Below are 26,516 nucleotides of genomic sequence, written 5' to 3'. Positions count from 1 at the left end.
ATAAAATAAATTAAAAAAAGGTAATATAATATCGTTGTGCGTATTCATACATTTACCTTTTCATAGAAAAATTCATGAATCGTACGGGCAGTCGGCATTGTTTTCATTTGCTTTGTCGAAATTACTCTCCCCGTCTCTTCACAAATACCGTACATATCTATTTCCATTTTAAATAATGCGCGTTCTACATCCTTTAAGTCCTCTTTTATATCATGTAATAGCAATTTTTTCTTTATCTCTTCCTTAATTTCATATCCAAGCTCTTGGCTGAACTCAGCATCATATTTGTGCATTACTTCTTTAGCTAGTCTCTCTTGCAACTCTTTTCTCATCAATTGCAATTCTTCTTTTATTTCCATGTAAATTTCATTCACGTGTACATTCCTCCTAGCTGTAATGTACAGTTAGTGTGTCCGAAATTTATTTGCTTACCTCACACACATTTTTCCTTCACAGGAAAGAGCCTGAAAGTTATTTCGATATACCATCAATAAAAAAACTGACTGCATCAATAGCAGTCAGTTTTTTTATTATTTTACATAGTTTTCTTTAACAACTGATGTACAACGCTCACATAATGTTTCATGTTCAGCATCTTTACCAATTGTTTGTGAAACTACCCAACAACGTTCGCATGTTTCACCAGTTGCTTGAGAAACGACAACCGCTGTATGCTCATACTTAGGCGCATCTGCTGGAGCTTCTTCCATCATACCACCAAGTTTATATTCAGAAACGATGAATAATTGCTTCAAGTCTTCGCTAATAGACTCTAACATTACTTTCATTTCTGCAGTTGGATAAAGAGTAATGCTCGCATTTAATGACTTACCAATTACTTTCTCATTACGAGCTACTTCTAACGCTTTTAATACGTCATCACGTAATGTCATAAATGCATCCCATTTCGCTTTTAACGCTTCCGAACCCTCTACTTCTGTAGCTTCCGGCATGTTAGTTAACTGTACGCTTTCTTCTGTTACACCTGGAACATATGGCCATACTTCATCAGCTGTATGAGGTAAGATTGGTGTTACAAGTTTCGTTAATGCAACAAGAACGTCATATAATACAGTTTGAATTGCACGACGATCCGCGTGATTTGCACCTTCAATGTATAAAATGTCTTTTGCAAAGTCTAAGTAGAATGAACTTAGATCAATTGTACAGAAGTTGTGAATAGCATGATATACAGCAGCAAAGTCATATGTTTCATATGCTTCTTTTACTTTTGTAATTAAGTCATTTAACTTCACTAACATGTAACGATCTACTTCACGAAGTTCAGCTACCGCTACTGTGTTTTCACTTGGCTTAAAGTCATCTAAGTTGCCTAATAAGAAACGGAATGTGTTACGGATTTTACGATACACTTCTGCTACTTGTTTTAAAATATCATCTGAAATACGTACGTCAGATTGATAGTCAACAGATGATACCCATAAACGTAAAATATCTCCGCCTAATTGATCCATAATTTTCTTCGGTACGACGATGTTTCCAATCGACTTACTCATTTTACGTCCTTCACCATCTAGTACGAAACCATGGCTTAGTACGCCTTTATATGGAGCTTTACCTGTTACAGCAACTGCTGTTGATAATGAAGAGTTAAACCAACCACGATATTGGTCAGATCCTTCTAAATATAAATCAGCTGGACGTTGTAAGTCATCGCGCTCTTCTAATACCGCTTGGTGAGATGAACCTGAGTCGAACCATACATCCATGATATCTGTTTCTTTACGGAATTCACCATTTGGGCTACCTGGATGTGTAAATCCTTCTGGTAATAAATCTTTCGCTTCACGCTCAAACCATACGTTAGAACCGTGTTCACGGAATAAATCTGCTACATGGTTAATTGTTTCATCTGTAATAATTGGATCACCATTCTCAGCATAGAATACAGGAATTGGCACACCCCATGCACGTTGACGAGAAATACACCAGTCACCACGGTCACGAACCATGTTATGAAGACGAGTTTCGCCCCATGCTGGTACCCATTTCGTTTCCGCAACAGCTTCTAATAACTCTTTACGGAATGCTTCAATAGATGCAAACCACTGTGCTGTCGCACGGAAAATAATTGGTTTTTTCGTTCTCCAATCATGTGGGTATGAATGCGTAATGAATGTTAGTTTCAGCAACGCGCCTACTTCTTCTAATTTTTCTGTAATTGGCTTGTTAGCTTTATCATAGAATAAGCCTTCAAATCCAGGTGCTTCATTTGTTAATACACCTTTATCATCAACTGGGCAAAGTACTTCTAATCCATACTTTTTACCAACAACGAAGTCATCTTCCCCATGTCCTGGTGCTGTATGAACACAACCTGTACCTGCATCTGTTGTTACATGATCTCCTAGCATAACTAATGAATCACGCTCGTAGAATGGGTGTTTTGCAACTGTATACTCAAGTTCGCTACCTTTTACCGTTTTCACAACTTCAGCATTTTCCCACTCTAACGTTTTTGCAACCGTCTCAAATAATTCAGAAGCGATAATATATTTCTCGTCATTTACTTTTACAATGCTATATTCAAGCTCTGGATGAACAGAAATACCTAAGTTTGCAGGTAATGTCCAAGGAGTTGTTGTCCAAATGATAAATTTCTCATCACCTTCTAATACGTTCTTTCCGTCTTTTACAGGGAACGCTACATAAATAGATGCTGATTTTTTATCTTGGTATTCAATTTCAGCTTCTGCTAAAGCAGACTCACTTGTTGGAGACCAGTAAACTGGTTTTTGCCCTTTATAGATGTAACCTTTTTTCGCCATATCACCAAACACTTTAATTTGTTGTGCTTCATAAGCTGGCTCTAAAGTAATATATGGATTATCCCAATCCGCACGTACACCTAGTCGCTTAAATTGTTCACGTTGACGTTCTACTTGTTCATATGCATACTCTGCACATAACTTACGGAACTCAGCAACTGTCATTTCTTTACGTTTTACACCTTTATTCGTTAACGCTTGTTCGATTGGTAAACCGTGCGTATCCCAACCTGGAACATATGGTGCACTGAAACCAGTCATTGACTTATAGCGAACAATAAAGTCTTTTAACACTTTATTTAATGCATGTCCCATATGAATGTCACCATTCGCATATGGAGGTCCATCATGCAACACAAATAAAGGACGGCCTTTTGTATGTTCTTGTACTTTTTCATAAATATTCATTTCAGCCCATTTTTCTTGCATTGCAGGCTCACGTTTTGGTAAATTCCCACGCATTGGGAACTCTGTTTTTGGCATCAGTAATGTATTTTTGTACTCCATGATCAATTCCTCCTTACATGTATAAAAGAAATACTTAAAAAACGGAATAAAAAAGAGACCTTCTCATCCCAAAAAGGGACGAGAAAGTCTCCCGCGGTACCACCCTAGTAGATTCTATACATATGTATAAAACCCTCTTTATATTCTTAACGCGAATACACGCCTACGCTTACTCTATTTGTTCAGCGCGGAACTCCAGGGTGATATTCCCACTAATCTCCTTATCCTGAGCTTACACCGTCCTCAGTTCGCTATATAAGGTTTGAAAAGGTACTTATCCCTATCTTCGTTTTTCTTAATAAATATGTTGTTTAAAATTATATGTAATAATGAGAAAAACGTCAAGCTTACACTGTTTCTTCTTTTTTCAACAGCTCATCTACTTCGTCTTCTAACTCAATTAGTTTATCCCAATCATCGTTGTTTAGCATTTCAAGCTGTGTCTCTAATAACATACGGAAACGAGTTCGGAATACTTTCGCTTGTTTCTTTAGCTCTTCAATATCAAAAGCAACTTTTCTTGATTTTACTAAAGCTTCGTTAATGATACGATCTGCATTTTTTTCAGCTTCACGTACGATTAATTTCGCTTCTTTTTGCGCATTACGTTTTACTTCTTCCGCTGCTTCTTGTGCAACAACGATAGATTTGTTTAACGTATCTTCAATGTTAGAAAAATGATCTAACTTTCCTTCTAATTGCGCAACTTTTTCTTCTAAAGCTTTTTTCTCACGAATGACTAATTCATAATCTTTGATAATTTGATCAAGAAACTCATTTACTTGATCTTCATCATAGCCACGGAATCCGCGACCAAATTCTTTGTTATGAATATCTAATGGTGTTAACGGCACAACGCCACCTCCAAGTAGTTATCTAAATTTCCTCTTTCAATTATATCTTTTCTTCGACAAAATAGGAGGATTTCCTTCTAAAAAACCAATCATTTTAGTATACCATACAAAATTCTCCATTTGTCGCGTTTTGTTCTACCTTCTACAGAAAACAATTTACTTCGCCCATATCCTCTCACCGAAAACACATCTCCTGGATAACATTCATAAGAAGTTTGCTCTACTGTTTTCCAATTGACTTTTACTAAACCATTTTTTATGAGAGGTTGCACTTTCTGTCTGGATATATGTAACATTTCAGCCAACATAACATCTAAGCGAAGTGAAGAAACCGTTCCAGATTTCTCTCCCCACGTTTCATGAGTCTGTAGAATTTGTTCTCCTTGTACTGCTGATAAGGAGACTTTTACTTTCCCTATTGCTTGTAAGTTCATCTCAATGTAAGATACGATTTCTTTCGCAACTACAATTTGGGCACGATTTTCTTGAAGCAAAATATCACCACATTTTTCTCTCGTTAAACCAAGTGACATAAATGTACCTAATATTTGCCTATGTTCTAGCGTATAAAACTTGGAAGGATAGTCAATTTCTAATACTTCTACTTGAAATTCTTCTTCATTTAATTCTAGATAGTCTGGATAAATAAGTGCTCTTCTACGCTCTGCGTAAGGCGTTGCACCATCAAATTGCACAGCAACATCTCCTTGTCCAATTACCATAGAAACAATTTGTTGCTGTCTTGGATCAAGGAAATCTGTTAGTTTCACTTGATGGTACTCTGCTGCTCGCTTCCACTCTAGCACTTTATCTACAAAGACCTCTTCATCAGGTCTGAAATGTTCGTAAATGCTCATGTATTTAGCCTCTTATTACAAGAAATAGCTGAACAAACTGAACAAACCACTTTTAGCAAGTTTTAACGCAAAAATCGCAACGAGTGGAGAGATATCAATCATACCAAACGGCGGAATAAATCTGCGAAATGGTTCTAAATACGGTTCACAAATACGTGCAAGAAAATCTCCAAAAGTTGATTCCTTTGCACCAGGAAACCATGATAGGAGGATGTAAATGATAAGTGCCCACGAGTAAATCTCGATAGCAGTAAGTAAAACATTTAAAACGGTTGTCATGGCGTATTACCACCTCTTTATATTTGTTTCTTCTTCTTCGCCGAATAATTCTGAAATTGCACCAACAATATCTACATTTTCAGGTGTACACATAAATGTTTTCGGTCCTATTTTTTGAATGTCCCCGCCTATAGCGTATACAGTACCACTTAAAAAGTCAACGATACGTACTGCTTGATCAGTAGACATTCTTTGCAAATTAATTACAACAGCTCGTCTACCTTTCAAATGGTCCGCAATACCTTGCGCTTCCGAATACGTGCGTGGTTCTAATAAAACAACTTTTGAAGATTGCTTTGCCGTTTCAATGCTCACAACATTTTGTTTCGGTTGTGCTTTCGGAAACGTAACATCTTGTTGTTCCGGCGGATCTTGCTGCTTCTTCATGTCCGTTTGCTCCTTTTCATAGCTATATTGAGCTGCTTCTTTTTCTTCTGGTGTATCAAAAAAGAAGTATTTTACTTTTGACCAACTCATAATAAGATTCTCCTTCCTTTTACGCTTTTCCTACTAAAATCGTTCCCAAACGAATATATGTAGCACCTTCTTCAATTGCAATCGTGTAATCATTGGACATTCCCATTGATAATTCTTTACATGGCGCATGTAATAGATTTAGCTCCTGCACCTCTATTTGTAGCTTGCGCAAGTCCTTAAAGCAGCGACGAACTTCTTCCTCTTCTTCTGTAAATGGCGCCATCGTCATTAGTCCAACCACTTCAATCTTATCCAATTCTTGCAAACTTTGAATAAAAGAAACTGTTTCTTCTATTGCCAATCCTTGCTTTGATTCTTCAGATGAGGTTTTCACTTGAATAAAGCATTTCACTTTCTTATCAGCACGTTTCTGAATTTCTTTCGCCAGAGAAAGACGATCTAACGAATGTAAATAATCAATTTCATTAATGATTTCTTTTACTTTTCTCGTTTGTAATGAGCCAATAAAGTGCCAATTAACTTTTGAGCCAAAATGCTCGTATTTCTGTAAGAAACCTTCATTTCTATTTTCACCTAAATCGATAATTCCAGCTTCCATTACTTCGTTTGTTTTTTCAATCCCTACAGTTTTTGTAACTGCAACAAGTTTAATATTTTGCAACGAACGTCCAGCTCGTGTGCAAGATTCTTTAATAGCTTCGTTTACAATTATTAAATTTTCTTGTACTGTCACTTGTTTTCTTCCTCCTTAAAACCTATGAAACTCAACATTCTCCCTGTCTTCCCTTGATCACGGCGATGAGAGAAAAATAGTTGTTCTTCACAGCTTGTACAAAGAGATGACATTACAATATGCTCTTCTTTTATGCCTGCTTGTACACATAATATACGATTAATTTCTTTTAAATTAATTGCGTACTGTCCATCAGAAATTTTTTTATATGGGACAGAACCGTTTACTACTTGCTGTGCCGCTGTTAACACTCTATCATCAACAACATAACAACAAGATCCGATTGCCGGTCCAATTGCAACATGAATTTCATCACTTGAAATCCCTTCTGCACTCCATTTTTGAATCATTTCATTTGCAATCTCTTTTACAGTCCCTTTCCACCCGGCATGCGCAAGTCCTATCATACCATGTGATGGTGCATAAAAATAGAGTGGGACACAATCCGCGTAACAAGACGTTAAAAGAACATCGTTATTAGTCGTATAAATGCCATCTGTTTTTGAAATGCCATCCTCATATGAATAGACGCCACTTCCTTTTTCTTGTTGTCCTACTTTTTCAACATGGTGATCATGAACTTGTTCAGAGCAAATCCAGTTTTCCAATGGTTTTTGTAACTTATTTGCTAAAATGCGTCTGTTTTCATGAACGTTCTCCACGATATCATTCACATGTAATCCTAAATTCATCGCATGAAAGGAGCCCGTACTTATCCCACCATCTTTTGTCGTAAATCCAGCAGTAATGTTTCCAAGTTCTTTCCACGCTTGTAAATACAGTATACCGTCCACATATTTAAATGGTTCTCTCATAAAGCGGCTCCTTTTTAATTAAAATAACAGAAAAAAGCATGGTACTTCCTGTCTATTTTACCATACTTTTATTTTTTCATAATACCAACAGAAAAAAAAGAGGAATTTGTAATATTCTTTATGAAATTGTCGGTGTTTGTATTGATTCTGTTACAGAATTAACAGGATTTACTCTTACAAGTATGACATCTTCCCCGATTTTCATAACTTCCTCCCAAGGAACTATAATTTCTATGTCTTTCCCAAAAATCCCAAGCATACGTGCCTGTTTGGAAATAATAATAGAGCAAATCTTCCCTGTATCGATATCAATCTCAATATCTCCAATATTTCCAAGCCTTTTCCCATCTGAAATATTTATAACATCCTTCATCTGTAACTCTGAAAACCGTATCACTCTCATCCTCTCCCTTATATGGCGAATTGGAAGTACACAGACTACTGTATTTCATATTAACAGGAAGTAACCGCTACTAAGGTTCATATTATTTTCATTATATGAACACGACCTCATTGCTATGAACGCAAACTATAGTACATATAAAAAGGCCTCACCATAAATGGTGAGACCTTATCCTTGAATCGTTTTATTCATTTGTTTAATAGCCGATTTCTCTAAGCGTGATACTTGAGCTTGAGAAATCCCGATTTCTTCTGCAACTTCCATTTGTGTTTTTCCTTGAAAGAACCGTTTTCGAATAATCATCTTTTCACGATCATTTAAACGCTTCATGCCTTCTTTCAGCGCTAACTCTTCAACCCACTGCTCGTCCTTTTGTTTTTCATCACTTAATTGATCCATAACAAAGATAGGATCTCCCCCATCGTTATAAATCGGCTCAAATAATGACACTGGATCTTGAATCGCATCTAAAGCAAATACAATCTCTTCGTGAGTCACTTCTAGCACTTTTGCAATATCCATTGCTGTTGGTTCTTTTGAATTTTCTGCGATCAATTTTTCTCTTACTTGCAAAGCTTTATACGCAATATCTCGTAACGAGCGAGATACGCGAATCGGATTGTTGTCACGCAAATATCTGCGTATTTCTCCAATAATCATCGGCACAGCATACGTTGAAAATTTTACATTTTGGCCTAAATCAAAGTTATCAATGGATTTCATAAGTCCGATGCAACCAACTTGAAATAAATCGTCAACATATTCTCCTCTGTTATTAAATCTTTGGATGACGCTCAATACAAGACGTAAGTTTCCATTCACTAATTTCTCTCTTGCGCTTATCTCTCCACTTTGCATTTCACGAAATAATTTACGCATTTCTTCATTTTTTAGTACTGGAAGTTTTGCTGTATCAACACCGCAAATTTCTACTTTGTTTCTCGTCAAAGTGTTCCCTCCTATCGGGAGTTGCTGTACAGTGTAAAGTATTTCCTTTGAAGGGGATTTTATGCATGTGGTTTTCTCTTCATTTTTCATTTTAATTACCCCTTCTTCTACAACTAAACAGAATAAGACCAGCCTACATAAAGGCTGGTCTTATTCTTTACACCATTTTATTAAATTCTTTTCGTAACCTTTTTATGATTCTTTTTTCTAAACGTGAAATGTATGACTGTGAAATCCCAAGCATATCCGCCACATCTTTTTGCGTCTTTTCCTCTTCTCCAGCAAGCCCAAATCGAAGCTCCATAATTTGTTTTTCCCGATCATTTAATTGGTGCAATGCTTTCATTAGAAGATGACGATCTACAGTAGCCTCTAAATCTTTTGTAATAATATCATCATCTGTACCTAATACATCTGATAACAACAGTTCATTCCCATCCCAATCAATGTTAAGCGGTTCATCAAAAGACACTTCCGAACGATTTTTATTATTTCGGCGCAAATGCATTAAAATCTCATTTTCTATACAACGAGATGCATATGTTGCTAATTTTATTTTCTTTTCTGGATTAAATGTATTTACCGCTTTAATAAGGCCAATTGTTCCTATACTAATTAAATCTTCAATATTTATCCCTGTATTTTCAAATTTCCTTGCTATATATACAACTAGCCGTAAGTTGCGTTCAATAAGTAATGACCTTGCCGCTTGATCACCTTTTGGCAATTTATTCAAAAGAACTTCTTCTTCTTCTTTCGTTAACGGCGGTGGCAACGCTTCACTTCCACCAATATAATAAATTTCATCGGTCTTAATTCCTAGTTTCAGCAATACTTTATACCAAAGGTATACTAAATAAAATTTTAATTTCATCATATTATCCCGCCTCTCATAATTAAGCAATTACCATTTTTTGCGAAATCAACATTTTTGGATGTACAATGCATTGATACTCTCCATTGGTAGACAGTTGTTGTGTATTTAACCCAATCAATACTTTGTTTACAACGATTGAACTACCTTCATAATCAACTTGCACACTATCAGGCTTAATTGCCCACAAAAATTGACTCTCTACTCCTACTGCTCGGAAAGGAATTAAGCGTAATTTTGTCGCCCATCCAGAATCTTTTTCTGGTATTTGAGGAATTTCTGTTTTGGAATAAATTTGTTCTGTTAACCAAGATGGCAAACAATGTTCTAACGATGAAATATGCATAATCATTACGGGTGTTTTTGTTAACGGGTCGTAAAGTTGATTCCCACTGTCAATTAAACCTGCTAGTTCCAATTCTTCTTCAGCTAATTGAATTTTCACTTTCACGATTTGGTCATAGTGTATTTTCGTGATTTCTACGCTTTCAATACGCTTTTTAGAAAAATAATAAATTACTGGAAAACCTAAAATAACAAACAACCAACTAATTGGATCACCGTAAGAAATCGATTGAGATTGAACCAATCCATTTACCATCTCATTCGTTTGCAAAAAGAAATGAGTTCCCATTAATCCTCCACCAACCATAAAAGTGACAAAGTAAAAAGTAAAAACAGTTTGTGTATAATTTCTAAACGTTGTAAACCCAAAGGCTGTATACACAATAAGTAACGAGTACAGTAGTTTCATAATCGGATGTGTCATCATAGAAGCAAAAGGAGTAAAGGCAAAAATAACAATGGTGGAACCTATAAATGCCCCTAACACAAGCCTCCATCTTTTGATCTTCTTTTTTAACACGGTAGCTGTTAATAAAAGTAAAAGAAAATCAATGCAGGCGTTTAACAACCAAACAACGTCGGCGTAAACAACCAAACAATTCACCTCTTTTTTTAAGTTGAGACTAGTATAATGCATATCCAATGGGAAAGTGTGTCAATTTGCGGAGGTGTTTTTTTGTTATTTTGTGATTTCTAGACATAATCTGTCGGTAAAAAATAAAAGTATAGTTTCATAGAATGATATGTTTTTATTTTTTACCGACAGATGGGCTGAACTATATGTAACGAAAATTAAAAATCCTGTACTACAACTTTAACGCGCAATTTTAATCAGTAGAATCGGTTCCTTTTAACCCACATAAACCGAGCTTTTACGGGCCGTTAATGCGAGATAAATTTAAATATACAAAATAAAAAAAGACCTGCTTAGCAGGTCTTTTCCATTCAGAAACAAAAAAGGAGCATGAATGCCCCTTTTTTTATCGTCTACGACGGTTACGTAAAAATGCTGGAATATCGATATCATCTGAATCTGAATGACGCTCATGTACAACCGGCTCTTCACGCTTTATTTCACGTTTTACTTCACGTTGTTTTGAAGGCTGAGCTACTGGTTGTTGCTGTTGTTGCGTGTGATTCGCATTCGGACGAATCATTGGTTTTGGTGGTTGAGTTGCAATACTATCATCAAAACCAGTTGCAATTACAGTTACAATGATATCATCTTTTAATCCTTCATTAATAACAGAACCGAAGATCATATTTACTTCTGGATCCGAAGCTGAAGCTACAATGTCTGCTGCTTCTTGTACTTCGTATAAGCTTAAGTTAGCTCCACCCGTAATATTCATAATAACACCTTGAGCTCCATCAATAGATGTTTCTAGTAATGGACTAGAAATCGCTTTTTTCGCAGCTTCAGCAGCACGATTTTCCCCATTACCAGAACCGATACCCATTAAAGCAGAACCTCTATTAGACATAATTGTTTTTACGTCTGCGAAGTCTAAGTTAATTAGACCTGGTGTAGCAATTAAATCAGAAATACCTTGTACACCTTGACGTAATACGTTATCTGCTTCACGGAACGCTTCTAACATTGGCGTATTTTTATCAACAATCTCTAATAAGCGATCGTTTGGAATTACAATAAGTGTATCTACATTTTCTTTAAATGCCGCAATACCAGATGCAGCTTGTGTTGCACGCTTACGTCCTTCAAACGTAAATGGACGTGTTACAACACCAACTGTTAATGCACCTAGTTCTTTTGCAACTTGAGCAACAACTGGAGCTGCACCAGTTCCAGTTCCGCCGCCCATACCAGCAGTTACGAATACCATATCTGCACCACGAAGTGCTTCTTGGATCTGTTCTTTACTTTCTTCTGCCGCTTTTTTCCCTACTTCAGGGTTTGCGCCTGCACCAAGTCCACGCGTTAATTTTCCACCAATTTGCATTTTTGTTTCAGCTTTTGATAGATTTAACGCTTGTGCATCAGTATTCACAGCGATAAAGTCAACACCTTGTACACCGTGCTCAATCATACGGTTTACAGCATTGTTTCCGCCACCGCCGACACCGATAACTTTTATATTCGCTAATTGATCTTGAGTAGTATCAAACTCTAACATGTCGAAATCCCCCTAGAACCTCATTTTTCGTGTCCAATTTTAATCCCATAAATAACGGAATACACGTTTTACTTTTGACATCATACGGTCATCATTTTGATTATTATTGTTTTGATTACGGGTTTTTTGTTTCGCAGGTTGTTGTTGTACCGGCATTGGTGCTGGTGCTGGTACTGGTTCAAAATGTTCTTGCTTTTCCTGCACATTTTTCCCACGCAATTTAGCTTTTTGATATGAATGTTTAATTAATCCAACTCCACTAGTATATTGGGGCTCACGCACACCAATATAGTCAGGAGTTGCTACACGAACATTTTCATGTAAAATATCATATGCAAGATCAAGAACACCTGGCATAGAAGCTATTCCACCAGTTAGTACATACCCAGAAGCTACTTGCTTTACTCCTAACTTACGTACTTCATCTTGAACAAACATTAAAATTTCCTCTACACGAGCCTCGATAATATCCGATAACTCCAACTGAGAATATTGTTCTGTTTGATCGCTTCCCATAATAGGAACCGTAAACATTTCTTCTTCCGATGCTGTATCATAAAAAGCATGTCCATATTTCAACTTAATTTGATCTGCATTTTCTGTTGAAGTTTTCAACCCAATCGCAATATCCTTCGTTATATGGTCTCCACCTAATGGTAATACGCTTGTCGCTTGTAACTCTCCATCTTTAAAAATAGATAAAGTCGTAGATCCTCCCCCCATATCAACAAGGGCTACTCCTCTATTTTTTTCATCCGAAGATATAGCAACTGTTGCAGCCGCTAAAGGTTGAAGACAAATATCAACAATTTCAAGACCTGCTTTTTCCACACAACGAAGTAAGTTATGTAGTAAGGTTCTCGATCCTGTAATAAGTGTACCTTCCATTTCTAATCTTACACCGATCATTCCACGTGGATCGTTAATCTCGTCAAGACCGTCTACGATGAACTGTCGAGGTACCACATCAATAAACTCACGTTCTGGAGCAATTGACACAACTTGTGCTGCATCTAGAACGCGTAAGACATCTTCATTCCCGATTTCACGATCTTCATTTGAAACAGCGACTACTCCATGACAAGGAAGTAGCTGTACCTGGTTTGCATTGACACCTACTACAACTTGCTCAATGTGGATTCCCACCATGCGCTCAGCTTGTTCAATTGCTTTTTTAATTGATCGAACAGTCTCATCTATATCGACTATCGATCCCTTCTTTAAACCATTCGATTTTACATTTCCAACACCAATAATGTTTAAGCTGTCATTAACCATTTCACCAATGATGACTTTAACATTGGATGTACCGATGTCAAGACTAACATATATTTCATTGCTGTTCATTCTTTGGCACCTCCTTCTTTATTTATACCATACAACTCAATATATGGAACAACAATCGCAACTTTACTATTTATAAGAAAAATATTCAACGTCTTTATACGTTTCCCTTTTTTAACCCTATATTTTTCTTATTTTTATTTAACATTCATTTAAGAATATCGCAGTAACCTGTGAAGAACTGCTTATCTTGAAATAATTTTATTTCAAGTGTAAAAATTACCGCCAAGTATAAGTCTACACTAAGATGTACTCATAGAAAAGTGAAACTTGTACCAATCCTAGTATGAATCTAAGAATTTTTACATATTTTTCATCAAATGAACCATTCTAGTAAATTCGTATGCATATGATAGAACATTCGTTTCTCTTTTTTCTATATTAATGCAGTGAATACTACCGTTCTATTCTTTTTTTTCTTCTACACCTAACTCTTTCGTATATGCACCTACTTCTAAGTCAATTAACACCTTCTTACCTGGCTCAATTGTTTTTAAAATAAGTGGATAAGTTTCCATACGCTTTGCGAAATTTTGAATCGTAGTGCTCACTTCATATCCTTCATTCATATATAAAGTAAGATGGTCTTCATTCGCATTCGTCGGTGAATAACGAATTTCAGAAATAGACCTTAAAATAGTCGGAGTTAACTTTTCTAGTTCAGCAATTAGTCCCTTCATTTTCTCCTCTTTAAAAGGTTCAAAAATTGGTGCTGCAACAGGAAGTTTTCCATTCGGGAGTACATCAAGTGTTTTCCCATTTTCTAATAACGGTTGTAATTTTCCATCTTGGTTTATATAACCAATCGTTACATATTCTTTAATATGAACATCAATTTTGTTTGGAAAACGCTTTTTTACATTTACTGCTTTAATTTCTTTTCGTTTCGTTAAATTTTTTTCCGCTTTATGTGCTGTCACTCGGAAATAACTTGTATCATATGTCACACCTGATTCCTTCATTACTTGGTCATCTGTCATATAATGATTTCCATACACACTTATCTTTTTTATATTACTAAGCGGAGACCGAAAATAAATTAAAAAGAGTACTAATAAAAATAAAATTGATATGTATAAAATCAACCGATGATTAACATTTTTTTTGTTTTTTTTCTTTTGATTTTTTAATTTTGGTACACGATCTTGTAGTTTAATCACTTTACTATTTTTCATGTACGATCCCCCTATGTAACATAAAGAACGGCATGTTCCTCATGCCGTTCTTATCTTCTTATTATAACATAAATGATAATGAGCGGAATGAATAACCGTTATCTTCCAATGATTTCTACTTCTGTGTGCATTTCTACACCAAATTTATCCTTAATTGTATGCTTTATTAATGAAATCAAATCTAATACATCTTGCGCTGAGGCTCCCCCAGTATTAATAATAAAATTCCCATGCATTTCAGAAATTTGAGCTCCACCTATTTGATAGCCACGAAGCCCAGCTTTCTCTACTAAATCTCCTGCAAAATACGGGATTGGATTCCGAAACACACTTCCAGCACAAGGATGATTCCACGGTTGTGTTTCACGGCGGTAATCTTTATTCTTTTGCATGTTTCTTACGATCTCCTCACGCTCTCCTACCTGTAATTGAAACTCCGCCTCCAAAACAATACCAGGACGTTTCGTTTGCAATACAGATGTACGATATGAAAACTCCATTCCTCTATTCGTTAACCATTCAATTGTTCCGTTTTCAAATAGAATTAGAGCCTTTGACAATATGTTTGATATGTCTGATTTATGTGCTCCAGCATTCATATACACTGCACCACCGACACTCCCTGGAATACCACTTGCAAATTCCAATCCAGCCAACCCTTGGCGACTAAGTAATGTTGACAATTTAATAAGGGGATATCCGCCACCCACTCTTACCCTATGTTTTTCGACCTCTAAGTGGTCTAATCCTTCTCCTAAACGAATAACAACGCCTTCTATTCCTTTATCAGATACAAGAAGGTTTGAACCTCGACCAATTACAGTCCACTTTATTTTATATTTCTTTACTAACTGCAATATTTTCTCAATACCGGCAACATGCTTTGGCACAATTAAAATATCAGCTGGTCCACCTATCTTCATAGTTGTATAACGTGCTAACGGCTCGTTAACTAACACGCGACCAACATTTGCTTCTATAAGCTCATTTACTAATTGTTCCATAGACGCTCTCCCCCAATATTAAGTTTCCTTATTACAGTAATATGCAGGGCGTTCACCTAACGTTATTTTTTCACAAGCTTATTCATTACTCCATACAACTTATTTGCTGCATCAGGAATACCTAGTTGCTTAGCAGCTAGCTTCATATTTTGTAATGTTTGTGTATCTAATAAAATCTCATCAATATCACGAATAAGCGTTTCAGCTGTTAATTCTTTTTCAAGTAACATTTTCGCCGCTCCTTTATCAACAACTGAAAGTGCATTCTTCTCCTGATGGTTATTTGTTACGTACGGACTCGGAATTAACACACTCGGCTTACCTAATGCTGTTAATTCTGCAAGTGTTGTTGCTCCGGCTCTTGAAACAACAAGATCAACGCCAGTTAGTACCTCTGGCATATTATGAATGAAAGGTTTAATAATAACATTATTCGGATTGCCTTTTTCCTTCACAGCATCCATCACTTTGTCATAATGCACTTCACCTGTTACGTACAATACTTCGTAACTTTTATTTCCAAACTGTTCAATCGCTTCTACGAAAGCATCGTTAATCGGTCTAGCTCCGCGACTTCCCCCAAAAATAAGTACGGACTTTTTAGGAAGAGATAGACCAACTGAACGTTTCCCTTTCATTCCGTTTTGATCCATTACCTCTGATGCTCGCGGATTACCTGTCATTACCACTTTTGACTGTGGAAAATGTTCTGTAGCTGCTTCAAAACAAACCGCAACTTTATCAACGTAACGACTTAAAAATTTATTCGTTACACCTGGTACACTATTTTGTTCATGTACAATAGTTGGAATACCCAGTTTTGCTGCCGCATATACAACAGGTCCACATACGTATCCACCCGTTCCAATCACTATATCCGGATTAAAACGACGAATATATCGTTTACTATCTTGTACACCCTTTAGAAAACGCATAACCGTTTTCACATTATCTAACGATATTTTTCGTTTAAATCCACTTATAACAATAGATTGGAACGGAATACCAGCTTTTGGAACGATGGTACTCTCTAATCCATTTTCTGTACCGATGTATAAAAATCTTGCTTCCGGATTTAATTTTTTTATTTCTCTAATTAAAGCAAGAGCTGGATAAATATGGCCTCCAGTACCCCCACCACTTACTAATACTCGCACTACTAATTCCTCCACTTCCCTGTTCTTATTCAATCGTATTTATTTCCATATACATATTGTATTTTCCACACATACGAAAAACCCTGTCTTTTAAACAGGGTTTAATAGCGAGAATGGCGACTTATATTCAATAATACACCTACTGCCATTAACATTAAGGTCAAACTTGATCCACCATAACTTAAAAATGGCAAAGTAATACCCGTAACAGGCATTAGTCCCGTTACAACACCAACATTAATCATTACTTGAATCGCAATCATCGCCACAATACCTACTGCTAAAAACGTACCATATAAATCTGGCGCTCCTAATGCTATACGAATCCCGCGCCATAGTAATAGACTAAATAATAATAACACAAATGAACCGCCAATAAAACCTAATTCCTCGGATAAAATTGCAAATATAAAGTCTGTTTGTGGTTCAGGTAAATAAAGAAATTTTTGTCTACTTTGCCCAAGTCCAAGCCCAAATAAACCACCAGGTCCAATTGCGAGTAACGATTGAATAATTTGAAATCCACTTCCGAGCGGATCCGACCACGGATCTAAATATGATGTGATGCGTTTCATTCGATATGGTGCTGATGCAATTAACCCTACAAATCCTGCTACACCAAGCAAACCAAACATTGCAAAATGAAAGACCCTTGCTCCCGAGATAAATATCATAATAATACATGTCCCAACCATTACCGTTCCCGTACCAAGATCTGGCTGTAACATAATCATCCCAAAAGCAAGAAATACAAAACTAAGAGCAGGTAGTAATCCACGTTTAAACGATGTAATTAACTTTTGTCGTTCCGCTAAAAATTTTGCTAAAAAAATAATCATCGCGAATTTCATAAACTCTGACGGTTGAATGGAAAATGCACCGATTCCAATCCAACTTCGTGCTCCCCCACGGACAAGACCTACTCCTGGAATTAGAACGAGAATAAGAAGAACGAAACAAACTAGCAAAATTACTTTTGAATATGTCCGCCACACCCAATAATCAATTTTCATGATAAAAAACATAGCCACTACACCAATACTCGCAAACAACAATTGTCTTTTTGCAAAAAAGAATGAATCCCCCATTTTATAAGAGGCCCAAACCGCACTCGCACTATAAACCATAATCATTCCGATTGTTAACAACGCAAGTGTAACGATAATAAGAATATAATCAGGCGTCTTCTTCATTAGCCATGAACACCACCTCTTTAGGCAGAATCTTTTGCCCTATGTAACAAAACATCAGTAGGTGTTAGCCTACTGATGTTTTGATTTACTTTATATAAGTTTATGCACAGCTTGTATAAAAATGTCTCCTCTTTCTTCAAATGTTTTAAATTGATCCCAGCTTGCACATGCTGGGGAAAGAAGAATTACATCGCCCTCCGTAGAATGAGCGTAAGCTTTCACTACTGCTTCATCTAAAGTGTCGACACTTTCAATTATATCTAATCCCACTTTTTCTGCTGCTCTTACTAATTTTGGTGCTGTTTGTCCAAATGTTACAAGCGCTTTTACATTTTTGAAATATGGAATTAAATCATCGAATTCATTTCCACGATCAAGCCCACCTGCTAATAACACAATTGGTTGTGTAAACGCAGATAAAGCTTTCTCAGTCGCTAACATATTCGTCGCTTTTGAGTCATTATAAAACTTACGGTTGTTAATAGTTGTTACATATTCTAAACGATGTTTTACACCTGTAAAACGTTTTAACACAACCGTAATAGCTTCATTAGAAACACCTAATAGTTTCGCAATACTCATCGCAGCTAAAATATTCTCTAAATTATGCTGACCAGGTAAAACAATATCACTTACTTCAACAACTTTTTCACCTTTGAAATAAAGAGCGTTATCTTTTATACACGCACCATCTTCATTTTCTTTCGCTGTCGAGAATAGTATTTTTTGACCTTTACTATAAGCAGATAAAGCCATCACATCTGCATCATCTGCATTTATTACACTATAATCGTTTTCTGTTTGGTTTTTAAAAATATTAGCTTTTGCTAAACCATATTCTTTCTTCGTCCCATGATAATCTAAGTGGGCCTCAAATAAGTTTAAAAACACAGCGATTTTAGGCTGGAACGATTCTACTCCCATCAGTTGGAACGATGAAAGTTCTGTAACTACAACTTCATTCTCTTTTGCATCCTGTGCTACTTCACAAGCTACAGTGCCTATGTTCCCTGCAATAATAGGATGCTTTCGTCCTTCTTTTAGCATTTCAAACGTAAGCATTGTCGTCGTCGTTTTACCGTTAGACCCCGTAATGCCAACAAATGGCGCTTCTGAAATACGGTATGCTAATTCAACTTCCGTAACGATTGGAATCTGCTTTTCTTTCGCAGCAACTAATATTGGGTTAGAATACGGAATCCCTGGATTTTTTACTACAAGAGAAATATTTCTCTCTAATAATTCCAAAGGATGCCCCCCGCATACAACGTCCATTCCTTTTGCTTGTAATTCTGCAGCAAGCGTATTTTCTGCTAAAGGCTTTCCGTCATTTACAATAACATTTGCCCCTAATTTTTGTAACAAGGTAGCTGCTGCATAACCACTTTTTGCAATGCCTAATACAAGAATATTTTTATTTTGAAATTCAGTTACAGTTTTCAATTACATCCACACCCCGATATAAATTCCTAACATAGCTAATAAAAATCCTACAGACCAAAACGTCACAACGACGCGCCATTCTGACCAACCACATAATTCATAATGATGGTGTAATGGACTCATTTTAAAGACACGCTTTCCGGTTGTTTTAAACGAAATGACTTGAATAATAACAGATAAAGTTTCCATTACGAATACTCCACCAATAATTACAAGTAACAATTCTTGTTTTAGTAAAATTGCTACAGCTGCGATCGCTCCACCTAAAGCTAAGGAACCCGTATCTCCCATAAATACTTTCGCTGGATTCGCATTGAATACTAAAAATCCAAGTACAGCTCCTACAACTGCCATACAGAATATTGCTACTCCGAATTGCTCTTGTGCCACAGCAATAATACTAAACGCTCCAAATGCAATAGCGGCTGTTCCCGATAATAAACCATCTAAACCGTCAGTTAAGTTAACTGCATTCGACCCACCAATAAGCATAAATAATACAAGAACAAAATACGCCCAGCTTAGTTCAAACTTAACATCCGTCCCTGGAATCATAATGTATGTGTGAAATGCTTGCCCTTTTCCAATTAAAAAGAACGCAATTGCAATAATAAGCTGTCCTAGTAATTTTTGTTTCGATGTTAAACCAAGATTTCTTTTCTTAACTACCTTTATGTAGTCATCTAAAAAACCAATTAATCCATAACCAAATGTCACCAATAATAGTAACGAAACCTCTGCACCTAAATGATTAAACTTAATTGCCATAATTAAGGTCGTTACCATCATAGATACATATATGACAATACCGCCCATCGTTGGTGTCCCTGATTTTTTTTGATGTGACTTCGGTCCCTCATCACGAATACTCTGTCCGAACTTTAATTTTCTTAAAAATGGAATAAACAGTGGCGAAAGGGCAACAGAAATTAAGAATGCTACCCCTGCCGTTACTAATAAACCTTGCTCAAGCACATGTAGTCCTCCTCTCACGTTGTTACTCTTCGTTGTTTAGACGCCCTGTAATTGCTTCTTTAGCAACTTCACGATCGTCAAAATGATGAACTTCTTTACCAATAATTTGATACGTTTCATGCCCTTTACCAGCAATAATAATAATATCTTCTGCTTTGGCTTTCGAAATAGCATAGCGTATCGCTTCTTTTCGATCAACAATTACTTCATAATTATTCCCTTTTGCACCTTTTATCATATCATCTAGAATAGCCACTGGATCTTCGCTTCTTGGATTGTCTGATGTATAAATCGCTTGAGTTGCATATTCTATCGCGACACTTGCCATCACTGGCCTTTTCGTGCGATCTCTATCACCACCACAACCAACGATACAATACACGTCACCGTTCGCAAACTGTTTCGCTGTTTTTAGAACGTTCTCTAAGCTATCGGGTGTATGTGCATAATCCACAATAACTGTGTAATTTTGTCCACCATCAACAACTTCAAAACGTCCAGGCACACCAGCAAGCTCTTTAATTACATCAATAATTGTTTGTAAGCTCACGCCCGAAACAAGCCCTGCTGCTGTAGCAGCCAACACATTGTATACATTAAACTTACCAATTAATTTCATCGTAACATCTACACTTTCATACGGTGTTACAAGTGTAAATGTCGTACCACCGCTCGTCATAACGATATCTTTAGCCATAATGTCACTTGAAACATCTATACCGTAAGTTACAACAGTTGCCGCTGTGCTTCTCATATACTCTTCCGTAACTGGATCATCGCTGTTCAATACAGCGTATTTTTTACGATTATGATTATAACTATTGCCAAGCTGTGCAAAAAGCAAGCCCTTCGCATGTTTATATTCTTCCATCGTTTTATGATAGTCTAAATGATCTTGTGTTAAATTCGTAAATACTGCAACATCATAATCGCATCCGTGTACACGCCCAAGATCTAAAGCATGAGACGAAACTTCCATTACTGTGCTATCTACACCTTGTTCAACCATTTTTGAAAACGTCTGTTGAAGTGTTAGTGCATCTGGTGTTGTATTTTTCACCTCAAATGTTTCATCACCGATTTTCATATTAATCGTTCCAATTAGCCCTGTTTTGTGACCATGTGCGCGCATAATTTCATCCATAATATGCGATGTTGTTGTCTTTCCATTTGTACCTGTAATACCGATTAAATGTAACTTGTGTGTTGGTTGACCATAAAAATAATCAGCTAAAACCGCTAACGAACGAAAAGTATTTTTCACAAGTACAACTGGAACGTCAACATCAATTGGTCTTTCCGCAACAATAGCAGCCGCTCCTTGTGCCGCTGCTTGCTTAGCAAAATTATGGCTATCAACCGTATACCCTTTCATACATACAAATAAGCTTCCTTCTTTCACTTTACGTGAATCAGCTTCAATAGATGTGATTTCTGGATTTTCTTTTGGAACAACTGGAAAATCATGCAAACATGATACAAGTGTATGCAACTTCATTTCACTAAACCCTCTCTACATTGTTTATTTATCTCTTTTTTAGTAAGCAACACATTACCTCCTAGTTAATTTAAATAGGAGGTACGTGCTGCTATCGTCTAATACATAGACCTATTTATTAATGAGACACTTGCTGTCTCAAATTAAGTAACTCTTCTATAAAGAACTCACTTCCACCAATTGTACCATAAAACACATTATGTTACCTTTAATTCCCGAAGTAAATTCTAATTTTTGAGCCTTCTTTTACCTTGGCCCCAGCTTCTGGTGATTGTTTAATTACTTTCTCTCCATCTCCGCTTATATCTAGCTTCAAATCAACAAGTTGAGTTTGTAAATCTTTCTTTTTCATGCCAATTAAATTTGGAACTTCAACAGTTGGTGTGTCGCCCCATTTATATTCTTTCTCAACTTGTTCTTTTCTAGGTTTCACTCCCATAACAGGAAGTGCATCCCGAAGAATATTCCCAACAATTGGAGCCGCTACTACTCCACCAAATTGAGTGACTCCTTTTGGATTATCGACAGCTACATAAACAACAATTTGCGGATCATCCGCTGGAGCAAAACCAATAAAAGATACTATATAGTTATTCTCTAAATATTTACCATCTTTCACCTTTTGAGCAGTACCTGTTTTTCCACCTACACGATATCCGTCAATAAACGCACCTTTACCAGATCCCTTCGCTACAACATTCTCTAATGCATAACGAACTTTTTCTGAAGTTTCCTCGGAAATAACTTTCCTTTTATCAACAGGTGTTTTTTTACTAACAACTTGATTATTTTTCGGATCAATAAATTCCTTAGCTATATATGGTTGGTATAACGTTCCACCATTTACAGCCGCTGCTACAGCTGCTACTTGTTGAATTGGTGTAACTGAAACACCCTGCCCAAATGAGGTTGTTGCTTGCTCAACTGGACCAACTTTATCTAAATTAAATAAAATCCCACTACCTTCACCTTGCAAGTCGATTCCAGTCTTCTGTCCAAAGCCGAAGTTGCGAATGTATTTAAACAATCTGTCTTTACCAAGACGATCACCAAGTTCAATAAACCCTGGGTTACACGAGTTTTGAACGACTTCTAAAAACGTCTGGCTACCATGACCTCCAGCTTTCCAACATTTTAATCTGGCCCCACCAACTTCAGCTGCTCCATCATCATAAAACGTATCTTTCTCTAAGTCTACTAAATTTTCATTCAAAGCGGCCGCTAACGTAATGATCTTAAATGTTGAACCAGGCTCATACGTACTCCATACAGGTAAATTTCTATTATACACTTCTGGAGAAACACTTTGAAAATCTGCTGGATCAAAACTCGGTCGACTCGACATGCCTAAAATTTCACCATTTTTTGGATTCATTGCAATTGCAATCATACCGTCGGGATTATACGTTGACTCTGCGATATTCATTTCTCTTTCCATAATTCTCGTAATACGCGCATCAATTGTTAAGCCTAAGTTCAATCCAGCTTCTGGTTTTTTGAAATCATCACCAATATTAGGCATTCTTTGTCCTTTCGCATCTGCAAAAAAACGGACATGACCTTTATCACCATTCAGCTCTTTATCATAATATTTTTCTAACCCCATAAGACCTTGATTATCACTACCTGCAAACCCTAATACATGTGATAAAAAATTCCCAAATGGATAGTACCGGATAGAATCCTCTGCAATATAAACTCCCTTTAAACTTAATCCTCGTACCTCTTTCGCTTTGTCATGCGATATTTTCCTGCCACCCTTATCTAATCTTACAATTGATTCCTTTTTTGTAACCCTCTTATAAATCTCGTCTTTTTCCACACCTAATACTGCAGCTAACTTCTCTGCAGTCTCTGCTGGTTTTTCAATTTGCCTCGGTACTACAAATACCGTTGGGGCACTTTTATTTGTGGCAAGTTCCACACCGTTTCGGTCTAAAATTTTCCCTCTTTCAGGCTCAAAAGTAATATTACGACTCCACGAATCTTTCGCGCGATCCGTTAACATATTCCCAAGAAAAAACTGTACATATCCAAGACGAATATCGATGATAGTGAAAATAAGTATACCTGATATAAGTATAAAAATAAGTCTTTTTCTAACCGTTACATTTGATACACGCATATTGGAACAAGCCTCCCTTACGCCTAGCTTGTTCCAATATATGCTTGTACTTATTTAATTAGAACTCCTTGCTTCTTACCATTATGGTTTTTCTGCTTCTTGTTGCGGTTCAAGTGGTGGCACTAGTGTTACACCTAATTCTGTACCCGGTTGCAGTAACGTTCCTTCTGCTACACTTTGTTCAGTTACGTATCCGGTACCAGAAGGTTTTAAGTTAAGCTGTAATGTTTTCGCCAAATTCATAACATCACGCAGTGCCCACCCTTGTATATTTGGCATTGTTGGCTTATCTCCCACTAAGAAGACTCGATCGCCTTTTAATGTTTGTTCAGTTGCTTTCGGTACTTGTTGCTGCACTTTTCCTTCACCAAGTATGATTGGACGGAGTTTTGCTTTTTCAATTGCTTTCCCCGCTTCAGCCATCGTTTTACCAGTTACATCCGGAACAGCAGTTTGTTGCTCTTTTAAATGTTTCTTCGGATCTTTCACTTCATTTGGCTTTATCTTTAAATACTCTAAACTATTTTTTGTTACATATTTAAAAATATCAGCTAACGGCTGTGCACCGTTCTCATCATCTTTCAATTTCGGCTGTTTAACAGCTACATACACAACAAGTTGCGGATCGTCCATCGGCGCCATCCCTAAGAATGAGAATATATAATTCTCTCTCCCTGTCATATAGCCACCTTTTCCATCCGGAATTTGCGCTGTCCCTGTTTTACCACCAACTGAATATCCATCGACTTTATAAGCAGTTCCTGTTCCTTTCGGAGATGTAACAACACGTTCTAACAACTGTCTTACTTGCGCTGCTGTTTCTTTTGTAACAGGCTTTCCTACTTCTTCTGGTTTATGCTCTAATTTTACTTCCCCTGTTATCGGATCTACAATTTTGTCAATCGCATATGGTTTCATCATTTTCCCATCATTTGCAATTGACGTTGCAGCTTGTACAAGCTGAATTGGCGTTACAGTAGAACCTTGTCCAAAAGCCGTTGTTACTTGCTGTATTTGCTGATCAAATAAAATTGTATTAGAACCTTCACCAGGTAAATCAATATTTGTTTTCTCATCTAGCCCAAAAGCATTAATATATTTACGGAAACGTTCTGGACCAAGTTTTTGATCACCTAAAATAGCAAACGCTACGTTTGAAGATCTCTCTACCCCTTCATCGAAGGTAATAGAGCCCCAGCCAGCACCGCCATTATGATCTTTTATTTTCCGGTTTCCAACTTGATATGTACCAGACTGATAATAATCTTGTCCTTTGTACACACCTTCATTAATAGCTGCCGCTAATGTGAAAATTTTCATTGTTGACCCCGGTTCAAATGCATTTGAAATCGCATCATTGAAGAAATATTTAATTTGACGATCATTAGGATCATAACTAGGTTTAGTAGACATCGCTAATATTTTTCCAGTTTTCGGATCCGCAACAATCCCTATTAAACTTTCTGGATCATATTGTTTACTCGCCGCTTTCATCGCATCTTCTAAATAACTTTGAACCCGTTGATCCATTGTTAAATACACGTTATCTCCATTTTTTGGTGCCTCTACGTTCACTTTGCCACCATCAAGAGATACACCTTTACGATCGCCTGTATATGCTACCTTTCCGTTAGAAGCGCTTAAATATTTATCCAAACTTTTTTCTAAGCCAAATTGTCCTACCGAAGTTCCCTTTTCATTTGGTTTCGCATGACCTATGACGTAAGACGCAAAATCACCGTTTGGATACACTCTTGCATTTTCTGTAATAAAAGATATTCCCGGCAAATTCAGTGCCTCTATTTGTTTCTTCTGTTCTCTCGTCAAATCCTTGCCTAGTGTTCCAAATTCGACTTGACTTCTGCCTTCCTTATTTAATGCAGCTAAAATATCCTCTTCGCCTTTTCCTAGTACTCCCGCAATTTTCTTTGCAGTATCCTCTTTATTCTCAACAGGTTTCGCACCTTTTAATTCAGCTACAAGTTTATAAGAGTTTGCATCTTGCGCTAACACATGACCATTTTGGTCATAAATCGTTCCTCGATTCGCTTCGAGAACTCCTGTTTTACTATGTTTTTGCCTAGCAAGTTCATCCAAATCCTGATTATGCACTGTTCCTGTCGCTTGTATGTAAAAAAATCGGGCTAATAACAGCAAAAAGAGCAGGAGGAAAAATATCATAAAATAACCTGCTCCTTTATTGGTATGAAATTTAGTCATATTTTTCTTCATCTTTCCTTCACACCTATTGCCTTACTTGAGGCCTTTCACATTATTCGCATTAATTTCTAGCCCATGTTTTTTTGCAACTTCAGCGATTCGTTCATAGCGACTTAGCTTCTCTACTTCAGCCTGCAATTCTTGATTTTCTTTTTGCTGCTGTACAATTTTTTCTTCAATCGTCGCTGCTTCTACATTAACTTGATAAAGCCCTGCTTTATTCCCAATAAACGCTACACAGGCATACAATAAAAAGCCAATAAACGCTACATACATCAGTTTTTCGACCCTTGTAATCTTTGCTTTAACCTTCGGCTTAACCATCTGCTGTGGGGGCGTTTGAATTTGTACCTCTTCTTGCGCTTGTTGTTTGTACTTTACAGCTAAATTAGTCATACCTCTCTC

At 36.7% G+C, this 26,516-nt stretch carries 24 protein-coding genes and 1 other annotated feature; all 24 genes read right to left on the bottom strand.

Annotated features, from left to right (window positions below):
• Positions 1-44 precede the first annotated feature (44 nt).
• Positions 45-374: a TraR/DksA C4-type zinc finger protein gene (locus JDS81_RS04205; protein WP_001002952.1), complete on the bottom strand. Its 330-nt coding sequence runs from the start codon at positions 372-374 to the stop codon at positions 45-47.
• Positions 375-530: 156 nt separating this feature from the next.
• Positions 531-3,296, bottom strand: coding sequence for an isoleucine--tRNA ligase (ileS2, locus tag JDS81_RS04200; RefSeq protein WP_097954267.1), 2,766 nt, complete (start codon positions 3,294-3,296; stop codon positions 531-533).
• Positions 3,297-3,367: 71 nt separating this feature from the next.
• Positions 3,368-3,592: a binding site (T-box leader), on the bottom strand.
• A 51-nt stretch (positions 3,593-3,643) separates the two neighbouring features.
• Entirely contained in the window at positions 3,644-4,150 is a 507-nt protein-coding gene (gene divIVA, locus JDS81_RS04195; protein WP_001131611.1) for a septum site-determining protein DivIVA, read from the bottom strand.
• Positions 4,151-4,239: 89 nt separating this feature from the next.
• Positions 4,240-5,007: a YlmH family RNA-binding protein gene (locus JDS81_RS04190; RefSeq protein WP_097954268.1), complete on the bottom strand. Its 768-nt coding sequence runs from the start codon at positions 5,005-5,007 to the stop codon at positions 4,240-4,242.
• Between the two features lie 15 nt (positions 5,008-5,022).
• Positions 5,023-5,286, bottom strand: coding sequence for a YggT family protein (locus JDS81_RS04185; RefSeq protein WP_000214326.1), 264 nt, complete (start codon positions 5,284-5,286; stop codon positions 5,023-5,025).
• Between the two features lie 6 nt (positions 5,287-5,292).
• On the bottom strand, positions 5,293-5,763 hold the full coding sequence (locus tag JDS81_RS04180) for a cell division protein SepF (RefSeq protein WP_000119137.1): 471 nt from the start codon (positions 5,761-5,763) through the stop codon (positions 5,293-5,295).
• Positions 5,764-5,782: 19 nt separating this feature from the next.
• Entirely contained in the window at positions 5,783-6,457 is a 675-nt protein-coding gene (locus JDS81_RS04175) for a YggS family pyridoxal phosphate-dependent enzyme (RefSeq protein WP_097954269.1), read from the bottom strand.
• Complete coding sequence (gene pgeF, locus JDS81_RS04170) at positions 6,454-7,272, bottom strand: peptidoglycan editing factor PgeF (RefSeq protein WP_001209013.1); 819 nt, start codon at positions 7,270-7,272, stop codon at positions 6,454-6,456. Before pgeF ends, JDS81_RS04175 begins: the two co-directional genes overlap by 4 nt.
• A gap of 118 nt (positions 7,273-7,390) precedes the next feature.
• Complete coding sequence (locus tag JDS81_RS04165; RefSeq protein WP_199688497.1) at positions 7,391-7,675, bottom strand: YlmC/YmxH family sporulation protein; 285 nt, start codon at positions 7,673-7,675, stop codon at positions 7,391-7,393.
• A gap of 168 nt (positions 7,676-7,843) precedes the next feature.
• Positions 7,844-8,623: an RNA polymerase sporulation sigma factor SigG gene (gene sigG / locus JDS81_RS04160; RefSeq protein WP_000197755.1), complete on the bottom strand. Its 780-nt coding sequence runs from the start codon at positions 8,621-8,623 to the stop codon at positions 7,844-7,846.
• Between the two features lie 157 nt (positions 8,624-8,780).
• The gene (gene sigE / locus JDS81_RS04155) at positions 8,781-9,500 is read right to left on the bottom strand and encodes an RNA polymerase sporulation sigma factor SigE (RefSeq protein WP_000976947.1); all 720 of its coding nucleotides are present in this window, start codon (positions 9,498-9,500) and stop codon (positions 8,781-8,783) included.
• Positions 9,501-9,519: 19 nt separating this feature from the next.
• Positions 9,520-10,437 (bottom strand): sigma-E processing peptidase SpoIIGA, encoded by a 918-nt coding sequence (spoIIGA, locus tag JDS81_RS04150; RefSeq protein ID WP_141499494.1) that lies wholly within the window; start codon positions 10,435-10,437, stop codon positions 9,520-9,522.
• A 385-nt stretch (positions 10,438-10,822) separates the two neighbouring features.
• Positions 10,823-11,977, bottom strand: coding sequence for a cell division protein FtsZ (ftsZ, locus tag JDS81_RS04145; protein WP_097954272.1), 1,155 nt, complete (start codon positions 11,975-11,977; stop codon positions 10,823-10,825).
• 39 nt (positions 11,978-12,016) lie between these two features.
• The gene (gene ftsA / locus JDS81_RS04140) at positions 12,017-13,324 is read right to left on the bottom strand and encodes a cell division protein FtsA (RefSeq protein ID WP_001087556.1); all 1,308 of its coding nucleotides are present in this window, start codon (positions 13,322-13,324) and stop codon (positions 12,017-12,019) included.
• A 401-nt stretch (positions 13,325-13,725) separates the two neighbouring features.
• The gene (gene divIB, locus JDS81_RS04135; protein ID WP_097954273.1) at positions 13,726-14,496 is read right to left on the bottom strand and encodes a cell division protein DivIB; all 771 of its coding nucleotides are present in this window, start codon (positions 14,494-14,496) and stop codon (positions 13,726-13,728) included.
• Positions 14,497-14,594: 98 nt separating this feature from the next.
• On the bottom strand, positions 14,595-15,500 hold the full coding sequence (gene murB / locus JDS81_RS04130) for a UDP-N-acetylmuramate dehydrogenase (RefSeq protein WP_000437053.1): 906 nt from the start codon (positions 15,498-15,500) through the stop codon (positions 14,595-14,597).
• 62 nt (positions 15,501-15,562) lie between these two features.
• Positions 15,563-16,657 carry an undecaprenyldiphospho-muramoylpentapeptide beta-N-acetylglucosaminyltransferase gene (gene murG, locus JDS81_RS04125; RefSeq protein ID WP_001265419.1) on the bottom strand — a complete coding sequence of 365 codons (1,095 nt, stop codon included), beginning with the start codon at positions 16,655-16,657 and terminating at the stop codon, positions 15,563-15,565.
• 101 nt (positions 16,658-16,758) lie between these two features.
• A complete protein-coding gene (spoVE, locus tag JDS81_RS04120; RefSeq protein ID WP_000753526.1) occupies positions 16,759-17,850 on the bottom strand; it encodes a stage V sporulation protein E in 1,092 nt (363 codons plus the stop codon).
• A 90-nt stretch (positions 17,851-17,940) separates the two neighbouring features.
• Positions 17,941-19,293, bottom strand: coding sequence for a UDP-N-acetylmuramoyl-L-alanine--D-glutamate ligase (murD, locus tag JDS81_RS04115; protein ID WP_000860109.1), 1,353 nt, complete (start codon positions 19,291-19,293; stop codon positions 17,941-17,943).
• Positions 19,294-20,268, bottom strand: a complete 975-nt coding sequence (mraY, locus tag JDS81_RS04110) for a phospho-N-acetylmuramoyl-pentapeptide-transferase (RefSeq protein WP_000893065.1) — start codon at positions 20,266-20,268, stop codon at positions 19,294-19,296.
• A gap of 22 nt (positions 20,269-20,290) precedes the next feature.
• Positions 20,291-21,766 carry a UDP-N-acetylmuramoyl-L-alanyl-D-glutamate--2,6-diaminopimelate ligase gene (murE, locus tag JDS81_RS04105; protein ID WP_097954274.1) on the bottom strand — a complete coding sequence of 492 codons (1,476 nt, stop codon included), beginning with the start codon at positions 21,764-21,766 and terminating at the stop codon, positions 20,291-20,293.
• A gap of 208 nt (positions 21,767-21,974) precedes the next feature.
• Positions 21,975-23,891: a stage V sporulation protein D gene (locus JDS81_RS04100; protein ID WP_001266240.1), complete on the bottom strand. Its 1,917-nt coding sequence runs from the start codon at positions 23,889-23,891 to the stop codon at positions 21,975-21,977.
• Between the two features lie 81 nt (positions 23,892-23,972).
• Positions 23,973-26,123 carry a penicillin-binding protein gene (locus tag JDS81_RS04095; protein WP_000739951.1) on the bottom strand — a complete coding sequence of 717 codons (2,151 nt, stop codon included), beginning with the start codon at positions 26,121-26,123 and terminating at the stop codon, positions 23,973-23,975.
• A 21-nt stretch (positions 26,124-26,144) separates the two neighbouring features.
• Entirely contained in the window at positions 26,145-26,507 is a 363-nt protein-coding gene (ftsL, locus tag JDS81_RS04090; RefSeq protein ID WP_000182809.1) for a cell division protein FtsL, read from the bottom strand.
• Positions 26,508-26,516 lie beyond the last annotated feature (9 nt).

This window comes from Bacillus cereus group sp. N31 (assembly GCF_016483245.1).
GTDB classification, from domain to species: Bacteria; Bacillota; Bacilli; order Bacillales; family Bacillaceae_G; genus Bacillus_A; species Bacillus_A toyonensis.
Note: the sequence above shows the minus strand (reverse complement) of the source record. Positions and strands in the feature narration are given on the sequence as shown.